Annotated in this window: 17 protein-coding genes; 2 read left to right on the top strand and 15 right to left on the bottom strand. The window is 37.3% G+C overall.

What is annotated here, in order from left to right:
- Window positions 1–246: 246 nt before the first annotated feature.
- The 9 genes from AC1DOV_RS16230 to AC1DOV_RS16190 form a co-directional block, all read right to left on the bottom strand.
- Window positions 247–1,401 (bottom strand): PDDEXK-like family protein, encoded by a 1,155-nt coding sequence (locus tag AC1DOV_RS16230; RefSeq protein WP_477550443.1) that lies wholly within the window; start codon window positions 1,399–1,401, stop codon window positions 247–249.
- Between the two features lie 43 nt (window positions 1,402–1,444).
- Window positions 1,445–3,091 carry a recombinase family protein gene (locus AC1DOV_RS16225; protein WP_477550442.1) on the bottom strand — a complete coding sequence of 549 codons (1,647 nt, stop codon included), beginning with the start codon at window positions 3,089–3,091 and terminating at the stop codon, window positions 1,445–1,447.
- Between the two features lie 373 nt (window positions 3,092–3,464).
- Window positions 3,465–4,325: a tyrosine-type recombinase/integrase gene (locus AC1DOV_RS16220; RefSeq protein WP_477550441.1), complete on the bottom strand. Its 861-nt coding sequence runs from the start codon at window positions 4,323–4,325 to the stop codon at window positions 3,465–3,467.
- 13 nt (window positions 4,326–4,338) lie between these two features.
- Window positions 4,339–6,126, bottom strand: coding sequence for a DUF927 domain-containing protein (locus AC1DOV_RS16215; protein ID WP_477550440.1), 1,788 nt, complete (start codon window positions 6,124–6,126; stop codon window positions 4,339–4,341).
- Between the two features lie 64 nt (window positions 6,127–6,190).
- Window positions 6,191–6,928: a hypothetical protein gene (locus AC1DOV_RS16210; RefSeq protein WP_477550439.1), complete on the bottom strand. Its 738-nt coding sequence runs from the start codon at window positions 6,926–6,928 to the stop codon at window positions 6,191–6,193.
- 218 nt (window positions 6,929–7,146) lie between these two features.
- Window positions 7,147–7,875, bottom strand: coding sequence for a hypothetical protein (locus tag AC1DOV_RS16205; protein WP_477550438.1), 729 nt, complete (start codon window positions 7,873–7,875; stop codon window positions 7,147–7,149).
- A gap of 253 nt (window positions 7,876–8,128) precedes the next feature.
- Complete coding sequence (locus AC1DOV_RS16200) at window positions 8,129–8,443, bottom strand: hypothetical protein (RefSeq protein WP_477550437.1); 315 nt, start codon at window positions 8,441–8,443, stop codon at window positions 8,129–8,131.
- Window positions 8,444–8,890 carry a RadC family protein gene (gene radC, locus AC1DOV_RS16195; RefSeq protein WP_477550436.1) on the bottom strand — a complete coding sequence of 149 codons (447 nt, stop codon included), beginning with the start codon at window positions 8,888–8,890 and terminating at the stop codon, window positions 8,444–8,446.
- A gap of 83 nt (window positions 8,891–8,973) precedes the next feature.
- On the bottom strand, window positions 8,974–11,001 hold the full coding sequence (locus AC1DOV_RS16190; RefSeq protein WP_477550435.1) for an N-6 DNA methylase: 2,028 nt from the start codon (window positions 10,999–11,001) through the stop codon (window positions 8,974–8,976).
- Window positions 11,002–11,148: 147 nt separating this feature from the next.
- On the opposite strand from AC1DOV_RS16190, the gene AC1DOV_RS16185 reads away from it, so the two are divergent.
- Entirely contained in the window at window positions 11,149–11,511 is a 363-nt protein-coding gene (locus tag AC1DOV_RS16185; protein WP_477550434.1) for a hypothetical protein, read from the top strand.
- Here the strand turns inward: AC1DOV_RS16185 and AC1DOV_RS16180 are convergent.
- The 4 genes from AC1DOV_RS16180 to AC1DOV_RS16165 all read right to left on the bottom strand — a co-directional run bounded on the left by AC1DOV_RS16180 (window position 11,508) and on the right by AC1DOV_RS16165 (window position 14,954).
- Entirely contained in the window at window positions 11,508–12,599 is a 1,092-nt protein-coding gene (locus AC1DOV_RS16180; RefSeq protein ID WP_477550433.1) for a hypothetical protein, read from the bottom strand. The genes AC1DOV_RS16185 and AC1DOV_RS16180 overlap by 4 nt on opposite strands.
- Window positions 12,600–12,655: 56 nt before the next feature.
- Entirely contained in the window at window positions 12,656–13,135 is a 480-nt protein-coding gene (gene rlmH, locus AC1DOV_RS16175) for a 23S rRNA (pseudouridine(1915)-N(3))-methyltransferase RlmH (protein WP_477550432.1), read from the bottom strand.
- A 2-nt stretch (window positions 13,136–13,137) separates the two neighbouring features.
- On the bottom strand, window positions 13,138–13,305 hold the full coding sequence (locus AC1DOV_RS16170; protein ID WP_063847536.1) for a CxxH/CxxC protein: 168 nt from the start codon (window positions 13,303–13,305) through the stop codon (window positions 13,138–13,140).
- A 269-nt stretch (window positions 13,306–13,574) separates the two neighbouring features.
- A complete protein-coding gene (locus AC1DOV_RS16165) occupies window positions 13,575–14,954 on the bottom strand; it encodes a S1C family serine protease (protein WP_475445278.1) in 1,380 nt (459 codons plus the stop codon).
- 159 nt (window positions 14,955–15,113) lie between these two features.
- Between AC1DOV_RS16165 and AC1DOV_RS16160 the strand changes: the two genes are divergently transcribed.
- Window positions 15,114–15,335, top strand: a complete 222-nt coding sequence (locus AC1DOV_RS16160; protein WP_076266549.1) for a hypothetical protein — start codon at window positions 15,114–15,116, stop codon at window positions 15,333–15,335.
- On the opposite strand, the gene AC1DOV_RS16155 is transcribed toward AC1DOV_RS16160, so the two are convergent.
- Together AC1DOV_RS16155 and yycI are read right to left on the bottom strand one after the other, a co-directional pair.
- Window positions 15,304–16,110 carry an MBL fold metallo-hydrolase gene (locus AC1DOV_RS16155; RefSeq protein ID WP_076266550.1) on the bottom strand — a complete coding sequence of 269 codons (807 nt, stop codon included), beginning with the start codon at window positions 16,108–16,110 and terminating at the stop codon, window positions 15,304–15,306. The two genes, AC1DOV_RS16160 and AC1DOV_RS16155, sit on opposite strands and share 32 nt — an antisense overlap.
- Before the next feature lie 33 nt (window positions 16,111–16,143).
- Complete coding sequence (gene yycI / locus AC1DOV_RS16150) at window positions 16,144–16,899, bottom strand: two-component system regulatory protein YycI (RefSeq protein ID WP_076266551.1); 756 nt, start codon at window positions 16,897–16,899, stop codon at window positions 16,144–16,146.
- Window positions 16,900–16,927: the final 28 nt, after the last annotated feature.

The following is a 16,927-nucleotide window of genomic DNA, read 5'->3' as shown; positions in this document are numbered from 1 at the left end:
TATAGGATAAAACAAGGACAATTTCGCTTGCCCTTTTTGATGTTCTTTTTCCGTAATTCCAACAAGCCCCCTTAACGAAAAATCGATTCTCCCAGAAGGAAGAATCGGCTTTTTGATCTGTTTGAATATTATCTATGTTAAGTCTCACCCTAACCCAATTTTGCTATTCAGTATCAAACAGGAATTTTGTTCAAAATAATTCACCTTACTTATGATACGGTTCACCGTAGTGTATCTAAAGGAGATTTATTTAAACATTGATTTGATCGCTTCTTCAATTGTACTTTTTGTTTGAATAATTCTTTCGAAATAATTTAATATGTAGCTAATCAACTCTAAACCAGTCAAATTCTTAGTGTTTACATATTTGTAATAGAATTCATTAGAGTAGGTATTAAATTCACTAGATTTAGATGTTGGATATATAACACTGTCAAACTGTTCAACAGTGTTTAACATAGCAAAATCAAACCATAATTCTTTCCTGTCCAGTTCTTGTGCTATCTTTAATGCATATTTTTTTGATGTTTCTATAAAAAGCCTAAATTGTTTACCTTGTAATTGTATTCCTACTATTACTGGCACATCTTCAATTTTGGTAACTACATACTTAATTTCAGTAATGCCTGATTTATTTGTAAATCCAGATCCAGTAAAACACTGTTTATCCTCTGCCTTTTTCCAATTTTTCAATTCAACTAAACTGATTTCATTAAATTTCCTTTTAACACTCATTTTTAACTCAGATTCCAAAATATGATGTACTAGTTTGAGATAAAAATCATGTAGCCTAATCTGTTCTAGATCCTTTATTAACTTATTTTCTTGGGAATAAAAATTATATTCTTTTTCTACCACATATTCATATACAATGTCTGTTATGTTATGTAAATTATCTATAAAATTTATATAATCATTTACAGCATTAGTTTGATAACCCTCGGTTTCAATATTTAGTATTTTATCCCTTATTTCTGTGGCTAACTGACAGTAATTAAAATAAATCCATTCTTTCCCCTTAACTTCAATTGTTTTTGTTTCATTATCTACAAAACTAGGCTTTACTAAACTCAATAATAAATAGTATTGATTACTGTCATCAGTAGTATATCTTTCTAACTGTTCATAATCAGGTATACTTTTAACCTTATTTTCAATAACTAAAGAAGCATGTTCACCAGAATTATTTTCAAATTGCACTACAATATCTCTATGTTTAGACTCCCGTTTAACATCTACTATATTCTTTATTGGAATGTAACCTTTTAAAATCTCCACAAAAGCTTCTTTGTAATTTTCAATTAACCATGCGATAAAATTAGAGTGAAATAACTCCTTAGACGATAAAGATAATTGAAACATAATAGATTTCTTTAATTCACTAATCTCTTTAGTAAACATAATTACCTCCAATTAATTCGATTATTTCACATAAATTATAACACTATATGACCAAATACACACAAAAAGAGGAAGAGAAGTCATCCAAATAGGATGATTCCCCTTCCTCTTGCGTTAGCAGATGCCTAGCTACATCTGAGCTTATCTTAATCCGTAAACTCTCTACGTTTTTATTCGCATCAATCGTAATTTCATCAATAAGTAAATGTAATAATTGCTTGCGTTGCTCCCTTGTCATCGCTTGCTGAAAGGCTTGTTGAAACTTCATCATAATAGCTTGAACTAATTCTTCCGTGACATGTTCACTTCCCTCATGGGTGAGTTTAGCTTCAACAGATTGTATTCTGGCTTTCATTTGTTCCCCTTCATCCATTAATACTGCCATCCGTTTACGAATAGCGACTAGGTCAACCCCTCCCATTTCATACAAACTAAGTAGTTTTTCTTTTCGCTCCTCAAGACCACGAAGTTCAGTGGTCAAACGCTCATGCTCATCTCGAATAGGTTTGCTGTCGACATGGTGACGTTGATTTAACCTTTTTACTACGTTTCTAATTAATCGCTCACTCTCAGCTAGTACATTTATCTTTTTTAGTACGTAGTCATCAATACGTTTAATCAATAAGCCATTGGAGTGACAAACCATTTTACCTTTATTTTTCCATGCTCCACACACATAGTATTCGCGATATCCACGCTCACCACTTTTGAGCTTGTACGAATTTCTACCGAGTACCATCCCTGCACCGCATTCAGGACATTTAAGGATACCCGTAAGTGGGTGTTCCCCACTGTGAATACGATTCGGTTTACTGCTCCTTATACTCAGAAGGTGTTGTGCCTTATTCCAAACTTCTTTAGATAGAATTGGCTCATGTTGTCCTTTTTCCATTACTGGCTGCTCATTGATATTATTTCTGCGTTTTTTAGTCCAATCTTGACGTACATTGTAACGAATCATACCAATATACACAGGATTAGTAAGTATTGTTTTAATGGCATTAATAGAGAATGTATTGTTCTTTTTACTACGATGCCCTTCTTCATTAACAAGGTTAGCAATGGACCTATACCCATGACCACTAATATACAATTCAAAGATACGTCTAACTGTACTTGCTTCCTTTTTATTAATGACAAGCTGCGTTTGCTTGCGTTTACCTTGAATGGAGATAACTTCACTATCATAACCAAGGACAATGCCTCCATTCCATTCCCCTTTACCAGCACGAGCAATCATCCCCATCTTTACATTTTGAGCAATGGTATCTCGCTCCATTTCAGCAAATAGAGCGGTTAGATGTAATTGTGCTTTTCCTGCCGTTGTACTTGTATCAACAGTATCATCAAATGGCTCTAACGTAATTCTCCGCTCATCCATTAAAGCTACAATATTTAAGATGTCCTTTACATTCCGTGCTAGTCTGTTTAGTTTCCAAACATACACGACGTCAAATTTTCTCTGGTTAGCATCTTCAAGTAATTGCTTTAGGGCAGGACGATCTTTTATATTTTTACCACTGATTCCTCTATCCACATATTCATCGAATACTTCAAAACCTTCTCGACTACACTTTTCACGAAGTAATCTTACTTGTTCATCAATACTGTAACCTTCCCTAGCCTGCTCAATAGTAGAAACCCTAGCATAAATAGCTACCTTACATACTGCTTTATTAATTGTATTCAACGTTATATTTCACTCCATTCTGTATAATATAAGCTACTCAGAGGTAGACTCTTTAACTAAATATCCTTCGATCATTTCAGCAATAAGATCAATAAGTAATTCATACTTGTACTCTTCCTGATTAGGTTCAAACATGCTGTAACCTCCAACTATGGATAATATACACAGTTATCCATGTCAAAATTATAATATTTATTTAACTTTTCTTTTATTACATCTTGTCCCCCACGTCCCCCGATTTTTCACGAAACAGATAGCGAAAAAAAGGTGGGAAAACATCCTTACGCTTGATCTGTTTTTCAGACAAACATTAGGGTGTTTTCTGAAAAAGGTGGTGCTATCCCTTCAAAAAATTGGGGGATTGGGGGACACCCTACAATGCCAACTTCTGAATGGCTGCTTGTCCTTCCTCTTGGAACAAATGGACGTAGCCACTGGTTGTTTTGAGGTTAGCGTGTCCCAAAAAGTCTTGGATCGTAAGAAGGTTCACCTGCTCCTTTAGGAGGGCTGAGGCAAACGAATGCCTCAGCACGTGGCAGGTTACCTTCTTGTCCCAACCTAGTGTTAATGTTGCTTCCTTCAAAAGCCGATTGACGTAGCTGGGTGAGAGTTTATTGGATCGTGAAGTATAGAATAGTAATTGATGTTGACTATGCTTAGCCATCCCTAGTAGATAAGCTATCAAAATACGCTTCAATTGAGGATGCAAAGGAATGCTTCGCTGTTTATTACCCTTCCCTTTACGGATAAGTATCTGATTACCCTCAACATTGATATCTTGTATCTCTACAGAGAGACATTCAGTAATTCGCATACCTGTTAGATATAACGTGATGACTACCGTACGAACAACTCGATGTTCAATTGTTTTAACTAATTGCTGTACTTCTTCCTTGGTTAAGATGACTCGCTTTACCTGCTCTTCTGGTAATCGTTCGAGGTAAGCTGCACAATTCTCTGTCACCCAGCCCTTTTTATGACAATACTTAAAGAATGATCGCAAACTATTCATCTGACGGTTACGTGTTGATGCCTTAGCTCCTTTATCGAGTACAGCCTGAAGATACTCCTGCATGTCTAGGGAAGTAACATCCTGAACGGTATCTATAGATTTATTGCTAAGAAAGGTAACAAAATGACCCAAATCCTTTTGGTATTCACGAATTGTGCCTACACTTTTATGTTGCTTTTGTTGCTCGTGTTGATAGCATGTCATAGCATCCTTAATATTCAAGTACAACTCCCCTTTACATATCATCTATAGAGATAAAATCATCTTCAATTTCAGTTGCGCTAGATAGCTTACGATTGTGCTTAGGTAAGCTAAATGATGAATATCCCTTCTTTACACCGATAAAATCTTCTTCGAAAATAACACAGTATACCATGACTCCTTTCTGTTTCTCAGGAAGTTGGTCCCGCTCATTTGGAGCAAGGATTTGTTTTTTGGTCAGAAGTTTTCCTTTATCAAATTTTAGACAGTTCCAGCTTTTTAGTTCATCAAGAACAACTCTGGCACTACTAAACCCAAGCTCCTTACAAATGTTCCTAAAAACAGCAGGCAATATATAGCAGTAAAGTTTTTCATCTACCGTTTCAATTTTTCCAAACTGTAACTGGTTAGAGGTAAAGTTTTCATTATTCACCTTGAAGTGACGTAGATGCTCAATGATGTAATCCTTTAACTCTTTCATAAACTTTTTAGCAATATCCCGATCTTCAAATACTGACTTTTCTTGAGCTACAAGTACTTGTTGGATCGCAGAAAGATTCAAGGATAGACCGAGTGAGTGATTAATGAATTTGGCACTTGTTAAGATCAAGGCAAATTTTTCAGCTATTCTTGTACGATATTGTGTTTGTGGAAGGTCTTGCTGAATCTCTAGGCTGAACTGTTTCCACACTTCGCGCACCTTTTCAATCCCGACTTGAAGCAAAGCCCTGCTGAACACAGCGCCAGCGTGCCCGAAATGTTGCGTGAACCCCTGCTTGATTGACTCCGAGTGCTGGGCGTCCGTTGTCCATTGCACGTGGTGGAAATCAAAAATTCGGACACGCAATCCTACGTTACTATTGGCTTGATCCAAGATGGAAGATTCCCCTGTAAAGAAAATCGTACTTGCCCACGTTTTCAAATCTTTTAATTCAGATTCTTTGTTTAATCTAGCCTTTTCTTTATTCTGAGCTAAGGAATAGATTAAGTTAGTCAGTTGCGATTGATTCATGTCAGTAGCACTTGTTTCATCAAACACAATCGGAACCCCAAAATTTCCATTTAACGTAGATTGAATGGCATTGATGGTTCCATTACAGGATTGAATTAAGCCATTTTGGTTCATTAATGGGCTACCGAATGCGGATACAGCAACGTAAGCGGCTGTAGTCTTACCTGTTGTGGAATTACCGACAATATTAATAAGCAAGGTATCTACGCTGTCAGAACCATTTACATTGAGTAATCCGACAATTGCAGCTGAGAAACCTGCTGCCATTATCATCTCAAGTTCGGCATGCCCCAGAATTTGTTGTTTAACCACTTGTTTCCATGACTCTAAGTAACCTCGTGGCTCTAATGCAAGGTTGCCCACGTACTCAGATTCAATGGACTCTTGGCTGGAAATCATCTGATCTAAGCGGTAAGCTGACTGTCCTAAGTAATTGTGCCAACCAATGTGTTGATACGTGTAATAATGTCTCGCCCTTTTCTCACTTAGTAGCAGAAATTCAAGCACATCATCTACATTCTTTGCATTGATATCTAATCCAATATTAAGGAGCCCTTTCATTTCACTTTTTAACAGCTGACTACGGGCGATTTCTATTTCAAACCAGCTATTGAAATTATAGAAGGCTAGAATTAACTGATATTCATCCGTGTCCAAGTTACTCTTTACTCCTACAATGCGACAAGCATTGACTATTCGAATATCTATAGGTTCTTCACCCTTTTTCTGAATCGTCTTAAAGAGGGACTTTTTAGTTAAGAAGTAAGGCTTCATTCTAAACGCTCCCAGCGGTGGGATGATTCGTTTCATTGGGTTCTGCTCCTTTCTTATGGGAGAATGACCGTTCGTGGTCATTCTCCGCTCTATGGTTATATTAAGAAATAATTGCAAATACCTGTGATTTATGTTTTTTATATTTCACCTGTGAAAACGAAATGGATGTTTGTTCAGCAAACGACAAGCCTAGTATCTCCGTTAGCTGTTCAACAAGTTCCTTAGAGTAGACGACCCGTCGTTTTTTACCAGGCTTAAGTTGAAACGATCCTTCTGCTGAGGAAGCAGTAGTAATGATAATTTGATTAGCTCTTGTAGCTATCTTCACAAACTGTTCTACACCTAACTCTTTAAGCATCTCATTGGAGATAGAAACCCTTCTACCGTGTTTTGCCGTATTAACGATGCTAAGCAAACTATCGGACACCCGTGCTTTAATCCGTTGCTTGGCTGAAATCCATTCTACATCTAGGTCAAATTCCTCTAATTCCCCTTTACCATTATCTGGACCATCCTCTTCGTAATCAGGATTATCATCAGCTAGATCACCATCCAAGTAATCTGTTTCATCATCTAGCTCGTACTCTTCTTCATCGTCTTGATCATCACCATCCTCGTACTCTGATTCATCATCTAACTCTTCCTCTTCTTCGTACTCTGATTCATCCTCCAGTCCTTCGCCTTCCCCGTAATCCGCTTCATCATCTAGCACGTCTTCTAGCTCGTACTCTTCGCAGTCGGATTTATAGACATTATCGCTAAGATCCAGTGTATTGATTTCTACATTTTCCACCTCCTTTGAAAACTGGTTTCTATTGCGTCTTTGCCCTCTTATCATTATCAACCTCTCCTTTGCGTAATTTTGTAACCTCTCGGCTATGTAGATATAGGATACAAAATTAATAGATTCCAAGCTTCGGTCAATTTTTGACTTGAAAAAATGACCATAAACCTAAGAAAAATTAAATAAACCCTGTATTCTATTTAGTAGAGCTTTCTCTACAATAGTTAGAATACAAGGCTTTAATTATTAATATCGTTCAACTCTAAATCTGGCTAGAACTCACACATTATATCTTCGATGGGTTGTAACCTAACTTCTTCATCTTCTGAGACTCTAATATCATTGACTAGTGAGATCATCGAAGAATGCTGGACCATTATTGACGTCAATTCACTATATAATTCGTGTAACAGAGCATCCCTATCACCTTCCAGTAAATTCGGAAACTTCCTCTTAGAGTAAATATCTACTACTATCTTCGATAGGTCCTGATTCAACGCTTCCCAATATTGTTGCTTTAATTGCAGTTGTTCGTTCTCTTTATTGATTTCTCTTTTCACATCAAACAATTCTAGAACTATTTGACGCTTATGTTTATGTAATTTCACATCCTTTTGTAAGGATACTATTTCCTGTAAATATCTGTCCTTATCATCACCATTGAAATGTGATTCCACAATTTCTTCTAAATTTTTATAGTATTTATCCATAATATCCAAGTCTAGTAAATCATACGATTCTTTATCTATTTTTTTTATACTTTGCTTAATATTCAACGCTTCAAGTTGAATTAGCTTATGTGCTGTTTTCTCACTAAATTTGTATTTTTTATCTGTTGATTTAAATGCGTCTAGGGTTAGTTTAATTCCAGATAGTTTTGAGTTACAATTTCTAATAAAATTCGATTGTTCATTACTTACTGTACTGATGTCATATTCATATTCTCGAAGGTATAGTTCAAGTTTTAGTTTAACCACATCAGACAAGTTTAAATTCTCCATCTACTCACTCCTAACTATAAATATCTTACCTTTTTTATTTATTGTAAGCACTATTTGATTTATAACAACACTTTTCGAAATTTATGAAAAGTGTATTGTATTTAGAAAAAAAAGAAGCAGATATTCCTACCTCTTTTAATATCAATAAATAATGTTAATCATTATTTATTTTTAGTTTGCTCATTAATAATCGCTGAAGCGACTGCAACAATTGCAGTAATCACAACTTTTTTCCACATTATTATCACCTCCATTAATGAACATCTATAGTCCATGTTTGATCTACAATCTCACCATCTTGTGTACAAACTAAAAAGAGTGGACGATACGTTATTGCTTCTACAGCAACAGCGATCATCCACTCTTTATCATTTTCGTATGTATAGGTATAGTACAATGATGGATCTTGTAGTTGTTCTAAAGTATCCTTTGGAATTAGCTGTTCATCAATTTCATCGTGGTACAACTGAACGGCTTCCATTCCCACTTGTTGAGGATTAACTTCTACATCAAATCGTTCCTTCATGTAAATGACTAGATCATTTAACTCGAACCTCTTCTGATTCATTTAGATGTACCCCTTTTCCTTTAATGAGATGTATGTGCCGTCACCGATAATAAGGTGGTCTAACAAAGGAATACCCATGATGTCCCCAGCATCTACTAATCTTTCCGTAATTGCAATGTCTTCTTTGCTCGGATCACAGATACCTGATGGATGATTATGAGCATTGATGATGGTAGCAGCATTACTTAGAACTGCTGTTTTCATAACCTCACGGGGATGTACAATGCTTGCATTTAGACTTCCAATGTGACAGACAGAAATGTTGGTTGGTTGATTCTTGATGTCTAAGCAAAGTACAACTACATGCTCTCGGTCTGCATTCTCAAGAAAATGACTAATGACTTCGTATCTATCCTTTGGGCTGCAAATGCGTCGTTGTTGGTAAAGAAAGCTTGATTCTTTGACTAGCTTGATGCCGACTATGTCTACTCTTTTAGCTTTATTCATTACTTTCCTTCAAAATATATGAAAGAGGCAGTAGCAAATTTATTATTGCTACTGCCTCTTTTTAAATAGTATACATTTAAGTTTTACTTTAATGCATTGTATACGAGTAATTCATCAATAACTTCAAAACTGTTTCGATATTCTTTTTCAATTTGATCGTACATTTTTTGAACTTCTGCTCTTACATCAATTAACCTTCCTTTAGCACTTTCAAGTTTGTTGGTAATATTTTTTTGCATTTCTAATGAAGGCAAAGGAATTTTGCAATTTAACAAACTATTTGAAGATATTCGAGGTCTCCCAATACCGGTTACTTTTCCTATCACCTGACCATAAAATAAGTCACTCCGGAAAATCCATGCTAAATAATCAGCTGAAATTCTTTCACTATATTTTTCATTGATATACATAACGGCACATTCAGAAGAACAAATTCCTTCTTTTACATCTGAACCAATTACTGCTACTTTTCGTAACTCTGGTCGCATTCTGGCAAAAATAATGTCACCTAAATAGAATTTATTACAAGTACTCTTAATATCATCACCAAAAACTTCTTCTACTTCTATTACTCCAGTTTCTTTTTCCATATTAGCTAAACCAATATATTTGAAAACTTCATTTGGAAAATTAAATGAATTAACCCTTTCAGATCTGATAGAGACTACCTCTTTTAATAAAATAATATTCTCAGCCTTATTTAGGGCCTTATTAGAAAGTTTTACAATCGGATGATAAGGTAACATATCCATTCGAGAGGCTTTCCAATCACTTAATCTATTCTCTTTAGCACTAGAAATAAAATCTACTTTGTTCACGAGGGTGAATTTTTTTGAAGTACTATCTAATTCCTTATTACTCAAATAATCTTTAAATACATCAAAAGCTCCTTCAAAATCATTATTTACATTTTTTTCGCCTAGATTATTCTTCACATAATCAATATCTCCATTTGGTTTGCGTCCAGTATTTACAATTTCATAAAACAATGTAGATTCATAATTATCTACTTCATGATTTAGTACCTTTTCAAGAACAACTATTGAAGTTTTTACAGTAGCATATGGTAAAAATGCACCATCTGGAAGACTAAACACAGCCTTCAGTTTAGCACTATTTCTAATATATTTTCTTACATCAATGGTTTTTTCTGAATTAAGTACACTCTCATCAATTACCATCACTAAGATACCACCTGGCTTTAATAGCTCTAGATTACGTTCCATAAACAAGATACTTCGTCTACGTGAATTTTTATCACCTAAATTATACTGTTTTAAAACTTCATCATTTGTTATATCAGAACCAAATGGCGGATTAGAGAGAATTAAATCAAATAATTCACTTTCAATAAAACTTTCTTCTTTATTTAAAGATCCTCCTATGCAATTTGCCCATGCTATTTTGCCATGTTGTTGAGTGGATAAATAGATATTAATAGCAGATAACCATGCCATCTTCTCATCATAATCTGAACCAAAATATTCAATTTGAAAATTTTCATTAAAACTATTTGATAACTTACTTAATTGAAGTAATAATCCTCCAGTTCCAATTGCTGGGTCACACGCTGAGATTTTCATTAACCCTTTTCTATTTATTAGTTCTAAGCCCAATTTAGCCATAAATTCTGCACATTCAGATGGAGTGAAAAACTGTTGGTTCTCATTTTTATCAAATGTATTCTTTAAAATTTCCTGAAAAGCTGCTCCTTTAATATCTTCAAAGGATTCTTTAAATTTATATGATCCCCATATTTTGGATATATTGTAAATTCCTTCACGATCTGTTGAAAGTTTTTTTTGAGATTCCGGATAAAGATCGCAGAAGTTAGGAGAGTTTATATTCCTTTTAAAAAGATCCAGGAGTCTCATGTATACACTATCAACATCATCTTCATTTGAAATTTGAAATTCATACTCACACTTAACTCCAGATTCGACTTCAATTTCATCGTAAATTTTCAAGATGACCAGCTTTACTATATCGTCTAATCTTTGCATGATACCGCTACTTCTAGAATTTCTTAAAGCATCATTAGCATTTTTGATAAGTCTTATTGTTTGCTCACCAGATAAAACTTCTAAATCTTTTTGGTTTAAATAATTCATTTTACTACTCCTTTTTGTATGAAAATTTAAGCAACACGTAACTGAGAAATATTTATCTCTAGTTTTGATTACTTATATCAACAATTACTTTATAATACTAGGTAAGCGTAATTAACGTCAAATCTAAAGGAGAAAACTTGATAACTTATGGCAAATCAATTTTCATTACCTTTTAATAACGTTGTAACTATTAAAAAATCTGGTAATATTGAAGCTGAATTTTTGATGGAAAGTACTAAGGACTATATAAATGATGGGATTTGTATAATTTTAAAAGAAGATGACTCAAATGATTTAGAAGGTGGTTACCTCTTTAATTTTATAAGCAATTCGGAAGGGTTAATAGATATTTATTCAATTAATTCGAGAAAAATGGTTTCTTTAAACAATTATGAAGAATTAGAAAAATTTATTAATCATCATTCTGGTAGAAATTTCAATAAAGAACAATGGCTAATAAGTCAACAATTAAATTTCCTTTTATTTAATGAAGAAATAGCCCCTAATTAATTTAAAGGGGCTACTGTCATATATAAGCTCTGAGGTTTATTACCCTCTTCAAGTTTTAATATCTCTGTTAATGAGATTCTGAATAAAGTCCAATCAAATTTTTCATTCATAATTACAACATATGTTGATTGTATTTGTTTCTCTCTCAACACATCTCTGGTAATATTTGTTATTTTTGTTTTACTTCTTCTATTACCGGCTAAAATTAATATACTTACATCTTCTTTAATTTCGTGATATATTTTTTGAACTTCATTACTATCATATTCGTTAGAATCGAATATTATTTCTTGTTCATGTCCTGAAAAAAGTCTTACACACTGCTTTACAATCTGCTGAATACCAAATAGCTGAACCTCTTTTTTGAATTTTTCATATAAAATTGCCGCAGTATTTTCTTGGTTAGTATTAATTCTTAATATTTTCCCTATATTTCCTTCTTCTTGTTTAAATGTTGTTGTATTAATGGGAACATAAACACCCGATACGTCAATAATTTTATTACCTAATTGACTTGAAATATTTTTTAGCCATCCACAATCTCTCATTTTAGCAATTTCATATGCATCAAATAGATATATCTTTGAAATTTTGGGGTAATCTAATTCTGTTTGTTTAGATTCAATTGACTCCCATTCCCAAAGAATTATACATAAGAGATCTGCGTTTTTTTCAATATTTCGTATAAGTGCATCAAAATTTGCTGATTTCTCTTCAGAAATTCCTTGAATAGACTTCATTTCAATTCTTAACACTACCTCATGTAATTCGTTTCGTATAACTAAGTCTGGGTATTGATTAGCTAAAACAAAACCCACATCGTATTCTCTTAGATAATATTTATCTTTAAGTAGATTATTTAATTCAAAAGCAAATTGGTATTCTAATAGTGTTCCTATACGTGTTCTAGCATCTGTTAAATTTCTCTGATTAGTTGGTAATAATTCTGTTTTAAGTTTGGATGACATTTTATGAAATCTGCCCGTATTAATCTTTATTTGCACTTCTGGTAGAATTGTATTTTGGAATATATCTATAACTTCTTCAAAGTTCGCACTTCTATTTTCTATAACATCTTTTAAATTCATTAATCTAACCCCCTTGTAAAAATTATAACTTAAATTTGAATTTAGAAAAAGCTCATTTACTTATGGTACGGTTCCCCCCGATTTATCTTCACTCCGCGATAAATCTGCTCAATCAGCACCAGACGCATCAGCTGGTGCGGCAAGGTCATGCGCCCAAAGCTCAGCTTCTGCTGGGCGCGCTTCATCACAGCGGGAGACAATCCCGTACTCCCGCCAATAACAAAAGCCACGTGGCTGCGCCCATACGTGGCTAATTTATCGAGCTGGCCCGCGAGATCCTCGCTTGACCAGAGCTCGCCATCCAGCGCGAGCGCGACAACATGCGTATCAGGCTTAAGCTGCGCTAGAAGCCTCTCGCCCTCTCGCTCGCGCACAATCGCTTCCTCCGCCGCACTCATCGTCTCCGGCGCCTTCTCATCGGGCACTTCCGTGAGCGTAAGCTTCACGTAAGGCCCTAACCGCTTGGCATATTCCGCTATGCCAAGCACTAAGTACTTTTCCTTCAGCTTACCAACAGCAGCTATCTGTATATGCATTTCTACACCACCAAAAAAGTAGCTGGTTCTTCACAAAAATCACATTTGCGCGGTGGATCCCAGTCTGCAAATTGTGTTTCCTTCAGATCTACTACGTCTGGTGCATCCTCATACTCATCTACAAAACGGTCCAATGCTTTCTCAATATGCTCTTTACATACACAATACATCGTCTGCACGCTTCCTATCCCTAGTTGATGGTCGTCCTTATTGTCTATACACAGCATATCAGAAAACGCCTCTCCATGTGAAGACGACAATTTTCGTATTATCTCCGCACGATCCCTTTCCCAGTATGCTCCCCACATCCACGCACAAAAAAAACCGCAGCACACAAATGGGTTACCATTTGCATACCGCGGCTCCTTCGAGCTATTCCTAAGATTCCAGCTCAATAAGCTTGAACTAACCAATCTTTATCCAGCTTATGCACTCGAACTTATTCCTCATCTGTCTTCTCAGCCAGCTTAAACTTCGTAACCTTCAACTTCCCATCACGGTAAAAGCTAATCTCAATCTCGTCACCAATCTTCTTCTGTTGGTACAAATATTTGCGAAGGTCCATCGTACTGCTGATCGGATGACGATCCAGCTTAACGATCACGTCATTGAACAGCAAACCTGCATCCTTAGCAGGACCAACCGCTTCAAGCACGATTACACCATCGTAAACCTCGTCTGGCAGCGTAAGCTTCTGTCCGCCCTCAAGAATCTGATCATCGCCTGGGTCAGCCTCTTCTTCGTCATGAGGGACATCGCCCTCCGGCAAAATCCCGCCTTCGCCAGGATTGCTGTACGCATCCTCAAAGTCCTGCTGCTCCCAATATTGCTCCAAATCCATCGTGTATACGCCAAGATATGGACGCGGCACATGGCCCAGCTTAATTAAGCTTTCAACAATCGGCATAGCCAGATTGATTGGGATAGCAAAGCCAATGCCCTCTACGCCAAGATCAGCTATTTTCATACTGTTGATGCCAACTACACGTCCATTCAAATCGATAAGCGGTCCGCCGCTGTTTCCTTGGTTTATGGATGCATCAATTTGAATAACCTCTTGTTCCCAGTCGTATACTCCATCTTGATTAAGTGATACCGGCACAATTTGTCTTGTCTTGCTCACGCTGCCCGTTGTCACAGACTCTCCGAGTCCGAGCGGGTTGCCGATCGCAATAATATATTCAGCAGGGCGAAGCGCAGACGAATCGCCAATTTCTGCAACGACTTCGATTCCTTTTGCGTCAATTTCCAGCACTGCAAGATCCGTAATTTGATCTTTACCGACAATACGTGCCTCACGCGCTTCTCCATTCATCAGTACAACCTTTACCGCTTGTGCCTGATCAATGACGTGATAATTCGTAATAATAATCGCTTTGCCATCCTTCTTGCTAATGATGACACCTGAGCCCACACCCGCTTCGCGAAGCGTACCTTTGCCTTCTTCTTTTTCCGGCTGCGATTTGTCTTTTCCAATGCCAAGAGAGAACATTTGCTGATTAATGACGCTTACGACGGCCGGTCTTACTTTCGCTGAAGCCTGTATAGGACGCTCAAGCGGATCAATCACTTGTATACCACCCGTTACCGGTGCGCCGCCGCCGCCGCTGGTCGTACCACTGCCTCCGCCGCCAAACACAGCACCGAACAACAACGTTGCAGCTACCGCGCTCGTAATAGAAGATACAAATGCAATACGAACGTTGGACCACTTGCGTCCACCGCTCTTATATCTAAATGCAAAGTCTCCTTTCTTACTCTCGCGAGCAGCACGCTTGGATACTTTGGTTGAATAAAAATCGTCGTCGAATAAGCTCATTACTATCGCCCCTCTCAATGCCTCGGACATCAAGACTATTTTTTTGAATCTAGGAATGTTTTCGGAAGAAATGACTAAAATAATAATAGAATCATGCGATGCTTATCAGAAGTTTTTTGTTGCGCTTCAAAAGTCGTTCCACTAAAGGAGAAATGATATATGAAATCCAAAACGCCTGTCGCTTGGGAACATGTTCAGCTTGCTGCAAAGCTAGCAGATTTAAAGGATGATCACTACCGTACCGTTCTCACCTTAAGTGCGATGCTAGAATTGTTTATCGATAAGGGCATACTTACTAGAGAAGAGCTAAGTGCTAAAGCGGATGCGCTTGATGCACAGCTGGAATCCCTTATTTCTGCTTCACTACATCCCATGACGTAGGTCGGTCGTGATAGGTTGCGCGTAGAGGGTGTTCTTCTTTCTTATAAAATATTCCATGGTCCTCTAATATAGTATTCACGGTCAGCATTGCCAAATCCATTAAATTATGGTCAAGGCTCAAATGAGCCAAATAAACGCGTTTTGTTCGATCTGTCATGAGCTCTAACAGCGCTTCGCCTGCAGCTACATTGGATAAATGGCCAACATCACTCAATATCCGGCGCTTCGTATTCCACGGATATCGCCCCATACGAAGCATTTCCGTATCATGATTGGCCTCAAGCACAAGCACATCGGAATCAATAATTTGACGTTTGACCTTTTCACTTACATACCCTAGGTCAGTAGCTAGGCTTAGCTTCTCGCCATTCTCTACAAAGCAATAACCTACAGGTTCTGCTGCATCATGCGAGATTGGATACGATTGAATGGCCATTGAACCGAGGTTCACCTCTTCACCTGTCTCCATAAACACTCGCTTCTCTGGTGCAATCGTGCCAACATGCCTCTCCATTGCAGCCCACGTTGCCTCATTGGCATAAATGGGCAAATCATATTTCCTTGCAAAAGCACCCAATCCCTTAATATGATCGGAATGCTCATGTGTGACGAACAGCCCGTCCAATTGATGACCCATTACTCCGCGCTCGCGCATGAGTTCATCCAGCTTCTTCGCGCTCATACCGGCATCTACAATGACCATCTTATCATTCCCTTGCACGATGGTTGCATTGCCGGTCGATCCGCTTCCTAGTACTGTGAATCGAAGTCCCATAATTGCTTTTTCCTGTCCCTTCTCCTGCTCCCGTTAACGTAAACCGTTCGCTGCCGCTTCCCCTTGCTCATCATCCGTTGCAACCTCGCCGCTGATGGCATGCACGTAAAACTGATGGCCGTCCTCCAGCATAACACGCCATGACGGCACCGACACTTGACGCTCCGAATCAAAGATTTGTCCTTTATAGCCAAGCTGGATATCGGTAATGACCGCACCATCGGGTAAATAAGTTTCAATTAAGCTCGCTACCACCTTGGCAGCTGGCAGCACCTGCTTGGCTTCACCAGATCCGAGCAGCTCTACGCGATCCTGCAAAAAAGAAGTAATCTTCTGATCCTTAATATAAAGCTTCAGCTTCACATCAAACATCGGACGTCCCTCTACTACCCGATAAAAAACAGACTCGCCTACGCTGCTGTTCAGCAAATCAAATGCATATTGATCAAGCTCAGGAATACGATCTCCCAGTGTCTTTATTAATTCTTTTTTGGAATAGATGATCGTACTATCCACCGGTTCTTTCAATATGACTGGTTCCGCATTTTTGCGGCTGTCAGAGTGGAGCAAATAAGTTAAGTCTTTGAGCTCAGGTGTTTCCAGCGATAGATTGGCTTCTAACGAAATTCGCTTCTGCTGCATGAGCAGTAACTTATCCTGCGGCAGCTCCGCCGTATTTACATTAATGTTCAACTGTTCCCTGATATCCAGCCATAGCTGATAACCAAGTAATACATTGAGCAGCAAAAACGAAATAATAAGCACGTTTTTCGCTCGTCCCCAATCCAATCGCCTTCACCTCCTGCTTTTGCATCCC

The sequence above is a fragment of the Paenibacillus sp. 01T47 genome (assembly GCF_056398245.1).
This window is presented reverse-complemented; position numbering and strand designations above follow the sequence as displayed.

What these genes read in the sequence shown, in the direction of transcription:
- AC1DOV_RS16230 (WP_477550443.1), bottom strand. Translation starts at nt 1,401, where the DNA reads ATGTTTACTAAAGAGATTAGTGAATTAAAGAAATCTATTATGTTTCAA.
- AC1DOV_RS16215 (WP_477550440.1), bottom strand. Translation starts at nt 6,126, where the DNA reads ATGAAACGAATCATCCCACCGCTGGGAGCGTTTAGAATGAAGCCTTAC.
- AC1DOV_RS16210 (WP_477550439.1), bottom strand. Translation starts at nt 6,928, where the DNA reads ATGATAAGAGGGCAAAGACGCAATAGAAACCAGTTTTCAAAGGAGGTG.
- AC1DOV_RS16205 (WP_477550438.1), bottom strand. Translation starts at nt 7,875, where the DNA reads ATGGAGAATTTAAACTTGTCTGATGTGGTTAAACTAAAACTTGAACTA.
- AC1DOV_RS16200 (WP_477550437.1), bottom strand. Translation starts at nt 8,443, where the DNA reads ATGAATCAGAAGAGGTTCGAGTTAAATGATCTAGTCATTTACATGAAG.
- radC (WP_477550436.1), bottom strand. Translation starts at nt 8,890, where the DNA reads ATGAATAAAGCTAAAAGAGTAGACATAGTCGGCATCAAGCTAGTCAAA.
- AC1DOV_RS16190 (WP_477550435.1), bottom strand. Translation starts at nt 11,001, where the DNA reads ATGAATTATTTAAACCAAAAAGATTTAGAAGTTTTATCTGGTGAGCAA.
- AC1DOV_RS16185 (WP_477550434.1), top strand. Translation starts at nt 11,149, where the DNA reads ATGGCAAATCAATTTTCATTACCTTTTAATAACGTTGTAACTATTAAA.
- AC1DOV_RS16180 (WP_477550433.1), bottom strand. Translation starts at nt 12,599, where the DNA reads ATGAATTTAAAAGATGTTATAGAAAATAGAAGTGCGAACTTTGAAGAA.
- rlmH (WP_477550432.1), bottom strand. Translation starts at nt 13,135, where the DNA reads ATGCATATACAGATAGCTGCTGTTGGTAAGCTGAAGGAAAAGTACTTA.
- AC1DOV_RS16170 (WP_063847536.1), bottom strand. Translation starts at nt 13,305, where the DNA reads ATGTATTGTGTATGTAAAGAGCATATTGAGAAAGCATTGGACCGTTTT.
- AC1DOV_RS16165 (WP_475445278.1), bottom strand. Translation starts at nt 14,954, where the DNA reads ATGAGCTTATTCGACGACGATTTTTATTCAACCAAAGTATCCAAGCGT.
- AC1DOV_RS16160 (WP_076266549.1), top strand. Translation starts at nt 15,114, where the DNA reads ATGAAATCCAAAACGCCTGTCGCTTGGGAACATGTTCAGCTTGCTGCA.
- AC1DOV_RS16155 (WP_076266550.1), bottom strand. Translation starts at nt 16,110, where the DNA reads ATGGGACTTCGATTCACAGTACTAGGAAGCGGATCGACCGGCAATGCA.